The organism is Pontibacter chitinilyticus (genome assembly GCF_039748935.1).
Taxonomy (GTDB): Bacteria; Bacteroidota; Bacteroidia; order Cytophagales; family Hymenobacteraceae; genus Pontibacter; species Pontibacter chitinilyticus.
In genome coordinates this window covers 133033-149437 of record NZ_JBDIZJ010000009.1, presented here as the reverse complement: position 1 = coordinate 149437, position 16405 = coordinate 133033, and the positions used below count along the sequence as shown (strand labels likewise).

At 49.7% G+C, this 16405-nt stretch carries 13 protein-coding genes; 4 read left to right on the top strand and 9 right to left on the bottom strand.

The features are described 5' to 3' along the window. Position 1: 1 nt before the first annotated feature. The 8 genes from ABDW72_RS14345 to ABDW72_RS14310 all read right to left on the bottom strand — a co-directional run bounded on the left by ABDW72_RS14345 (position 2) and on the right by ABDW72_RS14310 (position 9622). A complete protein-coding gene (locus ABDW72_RS14345) occupies positions 2-1285 on the bottom strand; it encodes a hypothetical protein (RefSeq protein WP_347159270.1) in 1284 nt (427 codons plus the stop codon). Between the two features lie 38 nt (positions 1286-1323). Then, positions 1324-1854, bottom strand: a complete 531-nt coding sequence (locus ABDW72_RS14340) for an LptE family protein (protein ID WP_347159269.1) — start codon at positions 1852-1854, stop codon at positions 1324-1326. Further along, positions 1838-3118, bottom strand: coding sequence for a sigma-54 interaction domain-containing protein (locus tag ABDW72_RS14335; protein ID WP_347159268.1), 1281 nt, complete (start codon positions 3116-3118; stop codon positions 1838-1840). The genes ABDW72_RS14340 and ABDW72_RS14335 overlap by 17 nt, the downstream gene beginning before the upstream one ends. Positions 3119-3212: 94 nt before the next feature. Next, entirely contained in the window at positions 3213-4643 is a 1431-nt protein-coding gene (miaB, locus tag ABDW72_RS14330) for a tRNA (N6-isopentenyl adenosine(37)-C2)-methylthiotransferase MiaB (RefSeq protein WP_347159267.1), read from the bottom strand. A gap of 301 nt (positions 4644-4944) precedes the next feature. Next, positions 4945-6237 carry an anthranilate synthase component I family protein gene (locus ABDW72_RS14325; RefSeq protein ID WP_347159266.1) on the bottom strand — a complete coding sequence of 431 codons (1293 nt, stop codon included), beginning with the start codon at positions 6235-6237 and terminating at the stop codon, positions 4945-4947. Positions 6238-6251: 14 nt separating this feature from the next. Continuing rightward, entirely contained in the window at positions 6252-7742 is a 1491-nt protein-coding gene (locus ABDW72_RS14320) for a tetratricopeptide repeat protein (RefSeq protein ID WP_347159265.1), read from the bottom strand. Positions 7743-7783: 41 nt separating this feature from the next. Then, positions 7784-8515 (bottom strand): zinc ribbon domain-containing protein, encoded by a 732-nt coding sequence (locus ABDW72_RS14315; protein WP_347159264.1) that lies wholly within the window; start codon positions 8513-8515, stop codon positions 7784-7786. A 3-nt stretch (positions 8516-8518) separates the two neighbouring features. Continuing rightward, positions 8519-9622, bottom strand: a complete 1104-nt coding sequence (locus ABDW72_RS14310) for a Nif3-like dinuclear metal center hexameric protein (protein ID WP_347159263.1) — start codon at positions 9620-9622, stop codon at positions 8519-8521. Between the two features lie 70 nt (positions 9623-9692). Here ABDW72_RS14310 and lpxK point away from each other — a divergent pair, with 70 nt between their 5' ends. The 3 genes from lpxK to ABDW72_RS14295 all read left to right on the top strand — a co-directional run bounded on the left by lpxK (position 9693) and on the right by ABDW72_RS14295 (position 13548). Beyond that, the gene (gene lpxK / locus ABDW72_RS14305; protein WP_347159262.1) at positions 9693-10742 is read left to right on the top strand and encodes a tetraacyldisaccharide 4'-kinase; all 1050 of its coding nucleotides are present in this window, start codon (positions 9693-9695) and stop codon (positions 10740-10742) included. Between the two features lie 94 nt (positions 10743-10836). Further along, positions 10837-12753: a putative porin gene (locus ABDW72_RS14300; protein WP_347159261.1), complete on the top strand. Its 1917-nt coding sequence runs from the start codon at positions 10837-10839 to the stop codon at positions 12751-12753. A gap of 189 nt (positions 12754-12942) precedes the next feature. Beyond that, positions 12943-13548, top strand: coding sequence for a MiaE family protein (locus tag ABDW72_RS14295; RefSeq protein WP_347159260.1), 606 nt, complete (start codon positions 12943-12945; stop codon positions 13546-13548). Positions 13549-13601: 53 nt separating this feature from the next. On the opposite strand, the gene ABDW72_RS14290 is transcribed toward ABDW72_RS14295, so the two are convergent. After that, positions 13602-14867 carry an asparagine synthetase B gene (locus ABDW72_RS14290; protein WP_347159259.1) on the bottom strand — a complete coding sequence of 422 codons (1266 nt, stop codon included), beginning with the start codon at positions 14865-14867 and terminating at the stop codon, positions 13602-13604. A 136-nt stretch (positions 14868-15003) separates the two neighbouring features. Here ABDW72_RS14290 and ABDW72_RS14285 point away from each other — a divergent pair, with 136 nt between their 5' ends. Next, positions 15004-16248, top strand: a complete 1245-nt coding sequence (locus tag ABDW72_RS14285; protein ID WP_347159258.1) for an ABC transporter permease — start codon at positions 15004-15006, stop codon at positions 16246-16248. The last annotated feature ends 157 nt before the right edge of the window (positions 16249-16405 follow it).

Genomic DNA, 16405 nt, shown 5'->3' with positions numbered 1-16405 from the left:
ATTATGTTACGTTTTGTAATTTTTCTATCTGTTCGGCAAAGTAACTCTTTTTTTCCGGATTTTTCAAAATGAGCTGCTCATAAATTTTGATGGCTTTCTTCACTTTTCCCTGCTGCAGAAAAATGTTAGCCAGGCTCTCGGAGGCAATTCCTTTTTTTATCTTGCTGTTCCGCAACGATAAATCTTCTTGTGGCTCTGAGCGCATCCGGAGATTGTTCATCGCTTTCAGACGCGGGTTAAGCTTTAAGAACTGATCAATGATATTCAACTGGTGATGCAGCGCTTCAGGGCCTGTATATACTGCCTTCTGCAGTTCATGTGTTTTGCAGTAGTCCAGGATCAGCTCCGGGTGGAAGCCCTGCGGCCTGGGGCGCGTATCTTCATCCTTAAGCTGTAGTACCTCACCCAGACGGCTGGATGCCATCCAGTAGCCAAGGCTGTCTTCGCTGTAGAGCTGGCCAATTTCATCAAACTGATACGTTATGCTGGCTTCTGCAGGAGCAGCAGGAAGCGCCAGAGAAGCAACAAGCTCTTCTTCCGGCAGAGGCATAGGCTTCTGGTATACAAACAGGTGCTCCTCGTCTGCTGAAGAGGCGGTTAAAGCGTCAGACTCCTCCTGCTCCGGTAAGTCATCCGGGTATTCAGCAAACGTGTCTTTAGGCAGTGATTCTGCCGGATCAGGCTTTTGCGCCAGCAGATCAGTAAAAGAAGAACTCAGGCTGTTGATGGTCAGCAGCATGGCCAATTCAGAGTCCATACTTTCTTCCGTATCTTCTGTCTCAACTACAGCCGCTACAGGCAAAAGGGAGGATGTGTTCTGGTCTTGCGAATTGCTCTTGTCGTCTGACTCAGGAAGCAATTTTGTTTCTGCTTCCGGGATACCTTCTGCTTCGGCGGAAGTTTCTATTACCTCAGCTATTATACTTTCCTCATCGGCAGGTATCTCTACAACCTGCTCCGGTAGTGCTTCTTCCTGTACTTCTAAAGTATAACTCTCGTGTGAGATAGGTTCCTCCTGTAATACAGGCTCTTCAAAAGCAGGCACAGGCACTGGCGATGTATAAATAATGCGCTTCAGCAACTGCCGGTCGGTGGCATAGGCAGATGCCCGACGCAGGCGCTGGGTAGAAAGCATGCTGCCCTTGTCGTAAGCAGACTTGGCAAGGAGCAGATGTGCCGTCTGGCAATAGGGGAAGGTAGCGGCCACCTTCTCCAGCTCTTCTGTCTGCTGGTCCGAGATGTTCGATACCTGTTGTATCAGTTGAAGAAAAGCTGATTTATTCATGCACTCATACTTGTAAAGTAGTTATCCCGAAGCACTTTCTACCAGTTAGCAACTGTTTTATTAAATACATCTGTCACCAGACGCTCAGTTAATTCATTTATATCGTTCGTAGGTATCTGGGTGATATCCACGTTCTGCTTAAAGTCCTGCGTCATGGTAAAAAGCCGGTCAAAATTCTCTTCCGGATTCTTGGTGTTGGTATAATGTATCTGTACACCAAGTGTTAAGCGGTTCAGGCCGGCTTTATCTTCCAGACCTTCCCGCTGGATGGCGGCCGGTGTAAGGGTAAAGCTAACAATCTGTCCCTCCAATTGCAAGTCGCCGTTGCTCTGTAGCACCGTCAGATTGGAGTTTCGCCGGAAATAATTTTTAAAATTATCTGTAACTACCTGCGTCAGGTTGGCAGGACCTTCACCACTGCTGTTCTCTATCGTCTGGATAGAAATTGTTTTAATATCAGGGCTGATACTGGTACCTGAAAAGGAGTATACACCGCACCCGCCGCAAACGAGCAGCAGCAGGAGCGACAAAGTATAAAGTATGGAGCGGCCGTTAATCTTCGATGTCATACTGCTTTAATTTACGATAAAGGGTTCGTTCGGAAATGCCCAGGTCCTGTGCGGCATACTTCCGTTTGTTGTTGTGTTTCTTAAGCGCTTTCAGAATGAGCTCTTTCTCTTTATTTTCCAGCGAAAGGCTTTCTTCTTCTGTTTCGTGCGGAATATCTTCTACTTTCTGATCTTCGTAATCGTCGTGGTGCGATGGTGCATGCTTTACCTGCAGGTAAAAGGGTTCGCTGTGCTTGGGCTCCTGGTGCTGGTACGACCTGCCATTTGCCTGTTGTTCAATATTTTCGAAGAGGTGGCCGTGTTCTTTCAGTAAGTTCTCTTCATCCGGCTGGTGCGTGAGCATGTCAAAAACCAGCTTCTTGAGCTCAGACATATCCCGGCGCATGTCAAACAACACCTTATACAGCAGATCACGCTCTGAAATATGCTGTTCAGAGTTTTCTTCTTTCTTTAAAAGTGCAGGCAGGTTGCTCTGCTCACGGGGTAGGTAGTGGCGTAGCTTTTCCGCATCTACTTCGCGGTCATACTCCAGCACAGAGATCTGCTCCACAATATTCTTCAGCTGCCGGATGTTGCCCGGAAACCGGAAGTTAAGCAGCTCCTGTACTGCATCAGCTGTCAGCGTGATCGGCTTTACTTTATACTTTTCCGAAAAGTCGCTGGCAAACTTGCGGAACAGGAGGTACACATCTTCGCCGCGCTCCCGGAGTGCCGGCACCGTAATTGGCACCGTGTTTAAGCGGTAGTATAGGTCTTCGCGAAACCGGCCCTTTTCCACGGCGTTCATCAGGTTCACGTTGGTAGCTGCCACTACGCGCACATCCGTCTTCTGAACTTTGGAGGAGCCTACCTTGATGAACTCGCCATTCTCCAGCACGCGTAGTAACCGGGCCTGCGTACCCAAGGGCATTTCGCCTATCTCATCAAGGAAAATAGTGCCGCCATCCGTCACTTCGAAGTAGCCTTTGCGGGCTTCCTGGGCGCCGGTAAATGACCCTTTTTCATGGCCGAATAATTCAGAGTCAATAGTGCCTTCGGGTATAGCGCCGCAGTTGATGGCAATAAACTGGCCGTGTTTACGCGGGCTCAGCTGGTGAATGATCTTGGAGAAAGACTCTTTCCCACTGCCACTCTCGCCCGTGATTAGCACAGTCATATCGGTTGGCGCTACCTGCACGGCCACTTGAATGGCATAGTTGAGCAGGGGAGAATTACCGATAATGCCGAAGCGTTGTTTTATGGTCTGTAAATCGAAATTGCGCATGTATATAAATTAAGGTAAGCAGATTTGGAGGCCTTAAGAAGAAGCAAAATAAACAGGCTTTTGCCCGGCCGCTCCTTTACAGGTGTATCCACACCTAATCTACCGCTTCGCCAAAGAGAGTGCCTACACTGCAGTCGTGTACAAAAACGTTCACGTAATCGCCTTTCTTGTAGTGCTTTTTGTCGAAGATCACAACTTTGTTCTGGTCGTTGCGGCCACTGAGCTGCGCTGTAGATTTCTTAGAGAAATTTTCGACCAGCACCCGGTGCACTTTGCCAATATCACGTTTATTGCGGGCCAGGGATGTTTCGCGTTGCTTGGTAATGATCTCGTCCAGGCGGCGCTTTTTTACTTCGAGCGGCACATCGTCTTCCAATTTGCGGGCTGCCAGCGTACCGGGGCGCTCGGAGTAAAAGAACATATAAGAGTAGTCATATTGCACGTAGTCCATCAGCGAAAGCGTGTCCTGGTGCTCCTCTTCCGTTTCAGAGCAGAAGCCGGCGATCATGTCCGATGAAATACCACAATCTTCCCCAAGTATACTTCGGATAGCATCCACCCGGTTCAGGTACCATTCGCGGTCATAGGTCCGGTTCATCAGCTCCAGCACCCGCGAATTGCCACTCTGGGCTGGGAGGTGTATGTACTTGCAGATGTTGTCATACTTCTTTATCGTATAGAGCACCTCGTCCGTAATGTCTTTGGGGTGCGAGGTAGAGAAGCGCACACGCAGTTCCGGTGAGAGCAGGGCCACCATCTCGAGCAAATTGGCGAAGTTCACCTGCTCAATACCATCTTCGGAAGCCCACTTGTAGGAGTCCACATTCTGGCCCAGCAAAGTTACTTCTTTATAACCCTGGGCCACTAGAGCCTGTGCCTCCCGCACGATGGAGTGTGGATCGCGGCTGCGCTCGCGGCCGCGGGTAAAAGGCACCACGCAGAAAGAGCACATGTTATCACAGCCCCGCATAATTGAGATGAAAGCGCTTACGCCATTGCTGTTCAGGCGAATAGGGTTGATATCGGCATAGGTTTCCTCGCGCGACAGCAATACGTTTACTGCCTTCTGGCCACCATCCACTTCATTGATCAGGTTTGGCAAGTCGCGGTAAGCATCGGGCCCCACAACCATGTCTACGATCTTTTCTTCCTCCAGCAACGACTTCTTCAGGCGCTCCGCCATGCAACCCAGCACGCCAATCAGCATGTCCGGTTTCTTCTTTTTGTAGTAGTTAATCTGGCCGAGGCGATTGCGCACCGTCTGCTCGGCTTTCTCCCGGATAGAGCAGGTATTCAGGAACACGACATCGGCCTGGGCAATGTCAGCTGTGGTATCAAAACCCTGCTCAAACATGATGGACGAGACGATCTCACTATCCGAAAAATTCATGGCGCAGCCGTAGCTTTCAATGTAGAGCTTGCGTGTTTTTCCGGTATCTGTTTCCTTTGTGATGTGCGTATCGCACGCAGCTGCCTGGTCAGGTGTTCGGTTGTCTATAAAATCTAAATCTACTATTGGCTCCATAGGTATGCTATTACAGGTGCAAATATACTATAAACTCTGCAAAGCTGTGACAGAATGACAGGCTTCGACATGAATTATGCATTAAAATTTATACAGCAAGGATAGTATAAACTTGCAGGGCGTGCCATAAACAAGGTATGACATAGGGAGTTTCGCATTTATTAATGCCGCATTTGATGTTCAAAGGGCTGCTGCAAGTATGTATGATAGCGCTAAGCGCCACATCCGGTTAGCTTGAGAATCAATAATTAGCCTTTGTTTATACTTGTTACTGCCATTCATCCAAAGCGAAAAGCTGCTGTTATTTTTGCCCTAGCACCTGCAGGATTGCCTTCGCTTTTAGCAGACACTCATGATACTCCTGCTCCGGGTCTGAGTCGTACGTAATGGCGCTGCCTACCATAAAATTGAGGTAACCGGTGCCGGCGTTATACTGTATGCTGCGGATCACCACGTTGAAATCAGCATCTTGGTTCGGCATAATATAACCGAATGCGCCAGAGTAGAGGCCGCGCCGGGTGTCTTCCAACTCCTCGATTAATCGCATGGCGCTGATCTTGGGGGCACCTGTCATGCTGCCCATTGGAAAAGCATTTATCAGGGCATCTACCAGTTCCATGCCTTGCCGCAACTGCCCCGTAATGGTGGAGATCATCTGCGATACTTGCCGGAACGGGTAAATGCCGAACATCTCTTCCACTTTTACAGTTCCGGTGGCGCAGGAGCGGCTCAGATCGTTGCGTACTAGGTCCACAATCATCATGTTTTCAGCTAGCTCCTTTTCATCGTGCCGCAACTGGTGCTGCAAGGCGGCATCTTCCTGAGGGGTAGCTCCCCGGCGGATGGTGCCTTTGATCGGCTGCGAGATTAACGTAGCACCTTCTTTTTTCAGAAAGCGTTCCGGCGAGGCGCATAAAAGATACTTTTTATTATACTTCAAAAAACCTGAAAAAGGCGTCGGTGAGGCTGCATTCAAGGCTAGGTAAAGCGGCAGTGGTTCTACCTGCACCTGCTCGGCATAAAACTCCATGCAATAGTTTAGTTCATACACATTGCCTTCTATTATATGCTGCTTGATGCGCGCTACCTGCGCTTTATACATCTCCGCCGCTACGCGCGGCTGGGCCTGAATTTTCGTTGGAACTACCGCATTAGGAACAGGTAGTTCAAGTATAGAAGCAATCACTTCTTGTATATTATCTACTGAAGAATAGATGCTTATACTTGATTGATTCAAGTATATGTATACTTCCGGTTCAAAGAAGAGCACATCCGGAAAGCCTATCTGATTTGGGTTATGGCTGTGCAAATTTTCGGTCTGGTTCTTCAGGTCGTAGCCTAAATAGCCGCAAAGCAGGCGCGGGTACTGCTGCAGCTGGTAACGAATACTAGTATAAGTATCCGTTTCGTTAAGCGGCAGTGGCTCCTGGTTAGATACTGCCAGCAGGTGGCTGAAGCCATTGTGCGGGTAGGGAATCTGGTTGGGATTATAGTAAGCAGCCAGCGCGTGGCGGGCCGCCCAGGCAAGTGCCTTTAACCGGAACTCATCCAGCGAAACAGGTAAATCGGTGTCTTTTAGTTCAGCAGCGTACATGAGCAAGTATAACGCTATAGGTTAGAAAGGGCCAGCTTAGCTTTCGCATCGATGCTGGTTTTATATTCATGTCCTTTGTAGTGCATTGCCTGTTGAAAATAAACCTTAGCTTTCTCAGGCGCACCCGCCTCGCGGTACAAGTAGCCTAGCTGCAGGTTGGCATGAGGCACAACGTATAAACCGGAGTTGCTATAGGAACTGATGGTACGTTGGTACCAGGTGATCGCTTGTGGCAGCTGCCGCAGGCCGTGGTAAATGCGGGCTTTCCGGTACACGTACTCGGCTTGCAGCGGCACTGGCAGCTTTGTAGTGTCTAAACTGTTCAGTGCTGCCATGGCTTCCAGGTAATAGCCGCCGTCAGAGCGAAGGCGGGCGAGCAGCAGGAGCCGATTAAGTTGCTCATGGCGCTCAACAAACCTTTGAGCGTATGTGTCCTCCTCCGTTTCAGCTTTGCCCTCTTTGCTGATCTTATCAAAGTATACGTGCGCCTGAGCTTCCTGCTTGTGGAGCAGGCAGGCGAGGTATAGCTTAAAATAGGCAGCCTTCAGGTAATGCTGGCCCTTGGTCTGCGCCAGGAAAAGCCTGTTCTCCTGCACCGATTGATTATAGGCACCGCGCGCGAGATACAGGTCAGCAGCCAGATGGTGCAGGTAGGGCAAGGAAAGGTACTGCGTTGAATTAGGTCGCTGCTGGTAGAGAGCAAGAGCGGCATCGCCCTGCCTAGCTTTTTTGAGCAGGTAAGTAGCAACAAACGTGTACAGCAGGTTCTCCGGGTATTTTCGGGCGAGCTGCGCCGCCTGGCGGGCGGAGGTGGTGGTGTACTGCTCTTCATCGAGCAAAGGCAGCACCAGTGCTAAATAAAGCTGCGTCTCCTCCTGAAATACATTTCCCGTGGTGGTGGCGGCTTTCAAATTTACCAAGCCTTCGGTGCTGTTGCCGCTCATCCCAATAATAGAAAGAAACCATTTGTAGTTATCTGGCACAGAGCCAATGAGCACCTGCAGGAGCCCTAATGTCTTTTTATTCGGGAAGAAATGAGGATAGCGCCGGGCATTTTCGGAGAAGGAGAGATAGGCTTGCCGGATGTCCCAGGCTGCAGCTAAACGGTTGCCAAACAAGAGCTTACTTAAGCCTGTTTGCAGCCTTACTTCGGCTGTTGCATATGTCACCCAGTCAGATGTTTGGGGCAAATGCTCTAATTGCCGCAGCCGCTCCTCCTGTGCTGCCAGCAGGGAAGGGAATGCCTGCTCGTCCTGTTGCAGGCATAGCGTTAGGAAATCAGCATAGTTAGCAACTAGCAGGCCCGCTGCATTGGTAGGAGCAATTTTCAAGGCATGTGCTGCCAGCGCCCGGCCGTGCGTGATTTTAAGCGCCAGCAACTCCTGGTAAGCTCGTTGAAGATCGGGCGTAAACGGGGAAGCAGCAAAGCTAGGTTGCGTAGAATGTAGGAGAAGCCAGCCTACCAGCAACAAAAAAAAGGATGGCAAACCACCATCCTTTTCCATTTCTTATACAGGTACCCTGCGCTCAAGCTCAAGGCTGTTTATTAGAATACGCGCTGCTCCACACCTGCCAGAATACGGCCACAGTGTTCGCAAACAATGACTTTTTTCTGTGCGGCAATATCTGCCTGGCGTTGTGGGGGCACGGTGTTGAAGCAACCTCCACAGGCATCGCGCTTCACGCTTACAACAGCCAGGCCGTTACGTACGTTCTTGCGGATACGGGAGTAAGCGCTCAGCAGTCGATCCTCAATATTAGCTGCAGCTGCTGTCCGTTCCTTTTCCAGGGTGTTTTCTTCATCTTCACTCTCTGAAACGATCTGGTCCAGTTCGTGCTTTTTATTCTCAAGGTCTTTGCGGCGCTCTTCCAGGCGGTTCTTAGTGCCTTCGATCTCGTTGATCTTCTGTTCTATCTGGTAGTGCGCTTCTTTGATCTTTTTCTCTGCTATCTGGATCTCCAGTTTCTGAAGTTCGATCTCTTTAGTGATAGCGTCGTACTCGCGGTTGTTGCGTACGTTCTGCTGCTGGTCTTCGTATTTCTGAATCAGCGACTCCGCATCTTTGATAGCTTGCTTGCGCTGTGCGATAGACTCGTTCAGGCCGGCCACTTCATCATCAAACTTACGAACCCTTACCTCGTACCCCTCTATCTCATCTTCCAGGTCCTGAACCTCTTCGGGTAAATCTCCCCGCACGCGTCTAATTTCATCAAGCTGCGAATCGATGTTCTGAAGCGTCATTAACGCTTCCAATTTGCTGGCTACAGTACTTTCCATGTATTAATAGGTGTATCTGATGGGGTTTGTATTCACTTCCGATAAATAGACTGCAAAATTAGGAAAGTTTTTTGAAATAACGTCATAAAAAATCTCCTTTGTAAACACCTCGCTTTCATAATGCCCGATATCAGCGATCATAAGTTTGTTCTCCGCGTCAAAGAACTCGTGGTATTTCACGTCACCCGTAACCAGCACATCAGCTCCCTGGCGGAGCGCATCTTTGATCAGGAAACTGCCGGCACCACCACATACGGCTACTTTTTTTACCTGCCGGTTGCCAGAAAGTGGAGTATACCGCAGCCCCTGCAGTTGCATTTTCTCAGTCAGATAAGCCAGGAAAGCGTCTTCAGATAAAGCTTTTGGCAGTTCGCCCACTATCCCGATACCCACTTCCTGGTTCTGATTTTCTAATGTATACACATAATGTGCTACTTCCTCGTAGGGGTGCGCTTTTTTGAGGGCTACCAGCACCGCTTGCTGCCTGTGCGCTGGGAAAATCACTTCCAGCCTATCTTCTGTCACCTGCTCTGGTACGCCAGGTTTCCCTATAGTTGGATTAGCCTGCTCTGAGGGTAAGAAGCGGCCGGTACCCTGCACCTGAAAGCTGCAGTTGCTGTATTCGCCAATGTTGCCTGCGCCTGCCTGGTGCAGGGCCGCCAGTACCTGCGCTGTAGATGCAGTGGGCGTAAACGTTACCAGTTGCATAAGCGTGTGCACCTTTCCAGAAAGAATGCGCTGCTGCTGCAAACCCAGTTTGTCTGCTATTTTGGTGTTCACGCCCTGCAGCACGCTATCGAGGTTGGTGTGCGCTGCATAGATGGCGATATTGTTTTGGATAGCTTTTATGATGGTACGCTCCACATAGTTACGGCCGGTGAGCTGCTTTATTCCTTTAAAGATAACCGGGTGATGGGCCACCACCAGGTTGCAGCCTTTCCTGATGGCTTCATCCAGCACCGCTTCGGTGCAGTCCAGCGTTGCCAGCACGCCGGTAACGATAGTAGAAGGGTCGCCGGTTTGCAGGCCGGCATTATCGTAGCTTTCCTGGTAGCTGAGCGGAGCCAGCTGCTCCAGCACGGCAGTTATTTCTTTTATAGTCGTCATTAAGTTGCTCTTTAAGGATATACTAGGTGGGGCATGAAAATAGTTTTATTTTTGCTCCCGCTACAAAACTATGGTTAAATATTTAAAAATGCTGCTCTGGCCTTTCTCGTTGCTTTACGGCGGCGTGCTGCAGGGCCGTAATTTTTTGTACGACAAAGAGCTGCTTGCCTCACAGCGTTTTGACCTTCCTGTGATTGCGGTCGGCAACCTAACGGTGGGCGGTACGGGCAAAACGCCGCACGTGGAGTACCTGCTGCGCCTTCTCCATAAGTATAAAGTGGCTACGCTCAGCCGGGGATACAAACGCCAGACGAAAGGTTTTATACTTGCCGATACAAAGGCAACGGCCGCCTCACTGGGGGATGAGCCTTTTCAGTTTCACCAGGATTTTCCGGAAGTTACTGTGGCTGTGGCAGAAGACAGGGTGCTTGGGGTGCAGCAGTTGCAGGCCAGGGTACCAGACGTAGCGGTGGTGGTGTTAGACGATGCCCTGCAGCACCGCGCGTTGCAGCCATCGCTCCGGTTGTTGCTAACAGATTACAAGCGGCCATTTTACAGCGACTTTGTGCTGCCGGCCGGATGGCTCCGCGAGGCCAGGAGCGGGGCTGCACGGGCGGATGCCATCATTGTCAGTAAGTGCCCTGAGCAACTCGCTTTGCCGCAGCAGCAAGCCATCGAAAGCCAGATCCGCAAGTATAGCCGGGCGCAAGTTCCGGTGTTTTTCTCTACCTTCCGTTATGGCCAACCTGTTTCCATCGGATCGCAAACGACGCTATCAAACCAGCTTATTTTAGTTACGGGCATTGCGAATGCGGCTCCTTTAAAAGAGTACCTGCTTGCCCAAGGCTTTGAGGTGCTGCACCACCTGGCTTTTCCGGATCATTATACTTATACTACCAAAGACCTGCATGATTTGCATAGCCGACTGAAGGTAGCAGCCCATCGGCAGGCATCGGTGCTCACTACCCGTAAAGATGCCGTTAAGCTGACGGGTCCCGGCCTGGTGGAACTGACCAGCAGCCTGCCTGTTTTTTACCTGCCCATCGAGGTAACTTTTCTAAAAGAAAAGGAGATGTTTGATGCGTTGATACTGAACCATGTGCAGCAATTCGTTACCTGAAGTATAGATTAAATAAATTGCAGCCACACGTAGCTTGCCAGCCCCGAATGTTCGGCGACATCGTACTTATGCTAAATTCTGCTAATTTTGAATTGTGAAAAGAAAGCTATTCGCCATCCTGCTGTTTTTGTTTGGCCTGATCTCCCTCCGGAATGCGCATGCGCAGATTATTGACGACTCCACTAAAGTAATCTATAGCCCTAAAACCACGTTGCATCTCTATGAGAACGATGTGCTGGAAGGCCGCTACGTGGAAGAACGCATTGACACCACCATTCAGAACTTTCAGAACGAACGCTACTGGTATCACGATACAGCGTATTACCAGCAGCTGGGTAATGTGGGTACGGCTGCCCAGCCGCTACTGTACAGGTTGCCTGGCACCATTGGCATACGCTTTGGTCGTAACGCCTTCGACCGCTATGCCTACGATCCACAAAACATCAATTATTACAATACCCGTTCGCCTTATTCTCACTTGTTTTATGTACAAGGCGGGCAGGGAGAGCAGTTATTTGAGGCAATTCACGCCCGAAACATCACTCCCCGCTGGAACATAGGGGCAGCTTACCAACTGCTGGCTGCGCAGAAGCAACTCAATACCGTTGCCTCTACGGGCACTGATCGCCTTATTGACCATTCGGGGGCCAAGCTTTTCACGCATTACCGATCGAAGAATGATAACTATGATCTCTTCCTGAATTTTACGTTGCTACATGTGGCACAAATAGAGCAGGGAGGGGTGCTGGTGCCGTCTGCCACAACGCCACGTGACAGTCTTTTCAACTACCAAACGCAATCAGTAAACCTGCAGCAGGCGGAGACGCAGGAAAAACGCAACCACTTGCACGTATTGCAGGTGTATAAAATAGCGGCAGAGAATCTGAAGGCATACCATATGCTCGACATCCATACGCAAAAAGATGAGTTTATGGACGATGAGCTACCTCGCATTATCTCCACCAATAAGGATACTACCGTCCTTTTTTACCCGACTACTTATTACAGTAAAGCCAAGACGGATGATGAAGCCAATTACCGGGAGATGCAAAATGTGTTCGGATTAACCGGGAATAACAAGCTTTCTTCTTACAAGGCTTACGCCAAGTTCCGTAATGCTAAAATCGATTACAGCGCTGTAGAGAAGTTTGCCAGCGGCGACAGCATACCTCGGCGAACTATTACAGCCGATCAGGCCTACAATCAGTTATTTGTGGGTGGACAGCTGCGCCTTTTTTATGAGAATAAAGCAGAACTGGCTGTAGACGGGGAGTTTCAGCTGTCCAGAGATTACCGGTTACGTGGTATTGCCCGTTTAGGAGGCCTGCAAGCCTCCCTGGAGCGCATCCTGTATTCACCCTCTGCGACACAGCAGTTCATGCTCAGCAATCATTTCTTCTGGAACCCTGATGACTTCAAAAGCAGTGTGGCAGATCATGGCGAAGTTGCTTATAATGGCAAGCTGGGGGAGCGGCAGTATGTGAAATTAAAGGCCCACTACACTAACATTAAGCGGTACATCTTTTACAATACCCTGGCAAAGCCTGAGCAGCTGAGTGGTAACCAACGGCTTTGGGGAGCAGAAATATCGCACCAGATCCACTTTGGCGGCTTCCACTTCGATAACTTTGTGGCCTACACGAACACCGATGAAGCAGACCGCATTCGGGTACCGGAGTGGCTGCTGGATTCCAAGTTATACTTCCAGGGGTTTCTGTTCAAGCAAGCCCTTTACGGGCAGTTTGGAGTGGAGGCTTACCTGCCAACCGGCTATTATGCCGATGCTTACATGCCGGTTACCCAGCAATTCTATCAGCAAAACACCTTTAAACTCGACACATACCCGGTTATAGATGTGTTTATCACGGCAGATATCAAAACGCTTAACGTATTCCTGAAGATGAGCCATGTGAACGACACTCTCTGGAAACCGGGCTACTTTGCGACGCCCTACTATCCGGGGATGCGCCGCAGCTTTATGTTTGGGGTTAAATGGATGTTCTTCGATTAATGGATTACGGATTATTTTATACTTGTACTGTTGGCTGTTACATGGATGCCGCTGCAATATAAGAAGCATAAATTACCTGACGCCGCCATACTTATCCACGTATGATTCTGAAGTATAAATAAATGTTCTTGTCAGGGATGCAGGTATAGAACATACTTCTTAATAGTCAACGAACAACGCATAACGCTCATGTCGACACAAACTACCAAAACCATACTTCGGCTGCAACTGCCAACAGATCCGCGCTGGGCCAATATTGCAGAGAAGAACATCGAAGATATTCTGATAGACCACGCTTACTGTGAGCAGAAAGCAGCTACTTCGGCTATTTCGCTTATTGTAAAGTACCCGGATAAAACGCGCTTAGTTGAGGAGATGACAGACCTCGTAGCCGAGGAGTGGAGCCATTTTGAGCGCGTTTTGGCAGAGCTGAAAAAGCGCGGTTTCGGGCTAGGCCGCAACCGCCCTGATGAGTACGTGGTGGCGCTATCTAAACACATCCGCAAGGGCGACAAGCGTGAGCGCCAGCTCATGGACCACCTGCTGGTGAATGCTTTGATCGAGGCCCGCAGCTGCGAACGTTTTAAGCTGCTCTGGAAAAATATACAGGACGAAGCGCTACAAACGTTTTATTATGAGCTCATGGTTTCGGAGGCAGGCCATTATGTAAGCTTCGTGAAACTAGCCAAGGAGTATATGCCTGCCGAAGTGGTAGACGCCCGCCTGAAAGAGCTGCTCGAAATCGAAGCTCACATCATCAAGAGCCTGGAGCCGAGGGCTGACAGGATGCATTAAAAGGAGTATAGAGTTGTAAGTTATAGTACTTACAACTCTATACTCTTAATTTATCACGTCTTCTGCTTTTTCTTTTTAGCAGCCGGAAAGAGGATGTTGTTAAGTATAAGCCGGTAGCCGGGGGAGTTGGGGTGTAGCGCCAGGTCCGTTGGTTCTTCGCCTACCAGGTGCTGGTAATCTTCCGGATCGTGGCCCCCATAAAAGGTCCAGGTGCCGCGGGCGTAGGTACCATGCATGTAACGAATTTCGCCTAGCTCTTTGTTTTCGCCCATCACAATCACCTCCGGCTTCACCAGACCTTTGCGGAAAGCTGTGGTTTGCCCCATAAAGCCTTTAATGGTTTTTTCATGATTCTGGGTGAGCATCGTAGGAATAGGATCATACTTGGCAGAAAACGTGAACAGCTGAAAGTAGTCGTTTTCCTCGGTAACGGGGCGCTCCTGCGGCTGCATGTCGATGTTGGAGTATTCATATTCCAACGGGTTCTGGGAGATCCTGAAATCTTTAAAAGCAAACGTTTTACTGTAATCCAGCTTTTGCTGTGCCTGCGGATCGGCCGGATCACCGTCGAACATAGATTCCACGATATCAACGCCATCTGCTGCCAGTGCTATATCATAGGTATCGGTAGCGGAGCACATGGCAAACAAAAAGCCACCACCGGCACAAAAGTCTTTGATCTTGTTTACCACCGCCAATTTAAGCTGCGATACTTTCTGAAAACCCAGCTTACTTGCTAAGGCCTCGGCTTCAGCCTGCTGCTCCTGGTACCACGGGTAATTGCGGTAGCTGGCGTAGAACTTTCCATACTGGCCCGTAAAATCTTCGTGGTGCAGGTGCAGCCAGTCATACTTGGGCAGGTCGCCTTTCACAATCTCCTCATCATAAAGTACGTCGTACGGGATCTCCGCATAAGTGAGCACCAGCGTAACAGCATCATCCCAAGGCATTTTAGTTTTAGGAGAGTATACGGCTATTTTAGGTGCTTTTTCCAGCTTCACCACGTCCATGTTGGCGTCGGGTGCCGCTACTTGCTGCAAAATGCTGTTATATTGCGCATCTGAGATAACGCTGTACGTAATTCCCCGCACGATCAATTCGTTCTCCAGCTGCGGGGCATGCTGAAAAGCAAAACTGCCCCCGCGGTAGTTCAGCAGCCAGTCCACCGGCACGTTCCGGGTAAGCGCCCAGTAGGCAATCCCATATGATTTGAGATGATCCTTCTGCGTTTCGTCCATCGGGATGAACAGCGTACTAGCTATACTTTTAAAAGTAAGCAGCAGCAGGCAAAGGAGTAGCGTGGTGGTCCGGAAAAACATGGGGTTCGTCTTGATAATTCTGACAAATGTATAAAATCGCACTATATTTAAGAAAATGCAGCTAACTTAGAAGCGTTGCTGCCATATTTTATACCTAACGTAAAAAAGTGGTCAGCGCATACATAATTTCTGAAGGATGAACCTGATCGAAAATATACGGGAAGGGCTGCGCGCCATTCAAGGGAACCTGTTGCGCACCATACTCACCGGCCTCATCATTTCTATTGGTATCATGTCGCTGGTAGGTATATTAACAGCAGTTGACGGCGTCAAGCACTCGCTGGATGAGACATTCTCCAGCCTCGGGGCCAATGCGTTCGATATCCAGCGCAAAGGAGCTCAGAACCGTGGCAGCCGCCAGGGGCGTACCGAGAAACTGTACCCGGAAATCTCGTATGAAGAAGCTACCAAGTATAAAGAGCTGATGTCGGACAATGCGAAGGTTAGCTTGTCGGCTTTTATTTCCGGCGCTACCGTTGTAAAATCAGCCACAGACAAAACCAACCCGAACATTAACATTCAGGCAGGAGACGAAAACTACCTGCAAACCCAGAACCTGAACCTGGCGAAGGGCCGGGGCTTCTCTACTTACGAGCAGGAACTGGGCACCAATGTAGCCGTTGTTGGCAGCGAGATCGTGGACAACCTCTTTCCTAAAGTAGATCCGATCGGACAATACATCACCTTTTTAGGCCGCCGGTTTAAGATCATCGGACAGCTGGAAAAACAGGGGAGCGGGATGGGCGGCAATGGCGGCGATAGGCGCATCATCATTCCGCTGGAGACCGGCCGCCAGATTCCGCGCCAAGGCGACTCCGAACTGACGTATGACATCAAAACGGCTATTCCGAACCCCGATGAATTAAACTATGTGATGGGTGAGGCGACTGGTATCATGCGCAATGTGCGCCACGATCCACTTGGGCAGGAAGAGTCTTTTGAAATCAGACGCAGTGACTCCCTGCTGCAAAGTATGGGCGAAATAACCGGCTACCTGAAAGTTGGCGGTTTCGTGATCGGCTTTATTACGCTGCTGGGTGCCTCCGTGGGCCTGATGAATATTATGATGGTATCAGTGAACGAGCGCACCCGCGAAATAGGTGTGCGAAAAGCCTTGGGGGCTACAGCCTTGCAGATACGGCAGCAGTTCCTGATTGAGGCGATCGTGATTTGCCTGCTTGGTGGTCTGCTAGGCATTATCCTGGGTGTGTTGTTAGGCAACGGCATCGCTTCGTTTATCGGCAACGGCGGGTTTATTGTGCCGTGGCTATGGGTGATCGTCGGTCTGACGATCTGCGTAATTGTAGGGGTTATCTCGGGTTATTATCCGGCTTTCCGCGCCTCCAAGCTAGACCCAATCGAATCGCTCCGCTATGAGTAAGGGTATACTTCTTTATACATTATAAAAGAAACATCAGTAAGGCTTTATCCTAAGCATAGCAGGTTACACCTAAACTTGCCACTCGCTAAAGATCAGGGTTGGTGTTCAGGTTAGCAAAACAAAAAAGGCGGGAAACTCCCGCCTTTATACTTGTAGT

What these genes read in the sequence shown, in the direction of transcription:
- ABDW72_RS14315 (WP_347159264.1), bottom strand. Translation starts at nt 8,515, where the DNA reads ATGGAAAGTACTGTAGCCAGCAAATTGGAAGCGTTAATGACGCTTCAG.
- ABDW72_RS14325 (WP_347159266.1), bottom strand. Translation starts at nt 6,237, where the DNA reads ATGTACGCTGCTGAACTAAAAGACACCGATTTACCTGTTTCGCTGGAT.
- ABDW72_RS14295 (WP_347159260.1), top strand. Translation starts at nt 12,943, where the DNA reads ATGTCGACACAAACTACCAAAACCATACTTCGGCTGCAACTGCCAACA.
- ABDW72_RS14345 (WP_347159270.1), bottom strand. Translation starts at nt 1,285, where the DNA reads ATGAATAAATCAGCTTTTCTTCAACTGATACAACAGGTATCGAACATC.
- miaB (WP_347159267.1), bottom strand. Translation starts at nt 4,643, where the DNA reads ATGGAGCCAATAGTAGATTTAGATTTTATAGACAACCGAACACCTGAC.
- ABDW72_RS14285 (WP_347159258.1), top strand. Translation starts at nt 15,004, where the DNA reads ATGAACCTGATCGAAAATATACGGGAAGGGCTGCGCGCCATTCAAGGG.
- ABDW72_RS14310 (WP_347159263.1), bottom strand. Translation starts at nt 9,622, where the DNA reads ATGACGACTATAAAAGAAATAACTGCCGTGCTGGAGCAGCTGGCTCCG.
- ABDW72_RS14335 (WP_347159268.1), bottom strand. Translation starts at nt 3,118, where the DNA reads ATGCGCAATTTCGATTTACAGACCATAAAACAACGCTTCGGCATTATC.
- ABDW72_RS14320 (WP_347159265.1), bottom strand. Translation starts at nt 7,742, where the DNA reads ATGGAAAAGGATGGTGGTTTGCCATCCTTTTTTTTGTTGCTGGTAGGC.
- lpxK (WP_347159262.1), top strand. Translation starts at nt 9,693, where the DNA reads ATGGTTAAATATTTAAAAATGCTGCTCTGGCCTTTCTCGTTGCTTTAC.
- ABDW72_RS14340 (WP_347159269.1), bottom strand. Translation starts at nt 1,854, where the DNA reads ATGACATCGAAGATTAACGGCCGCTCCATACTTTATACTTTGTCGCTC.
- ABDW72_RS14290 (WP_347159259.1), bottom strand. Translation starts at nt 14,867, where the DNA reads ATGTTTTTCCGGACCACCACGCTACTCCTTTGCCTGCTGCTGCTTACT.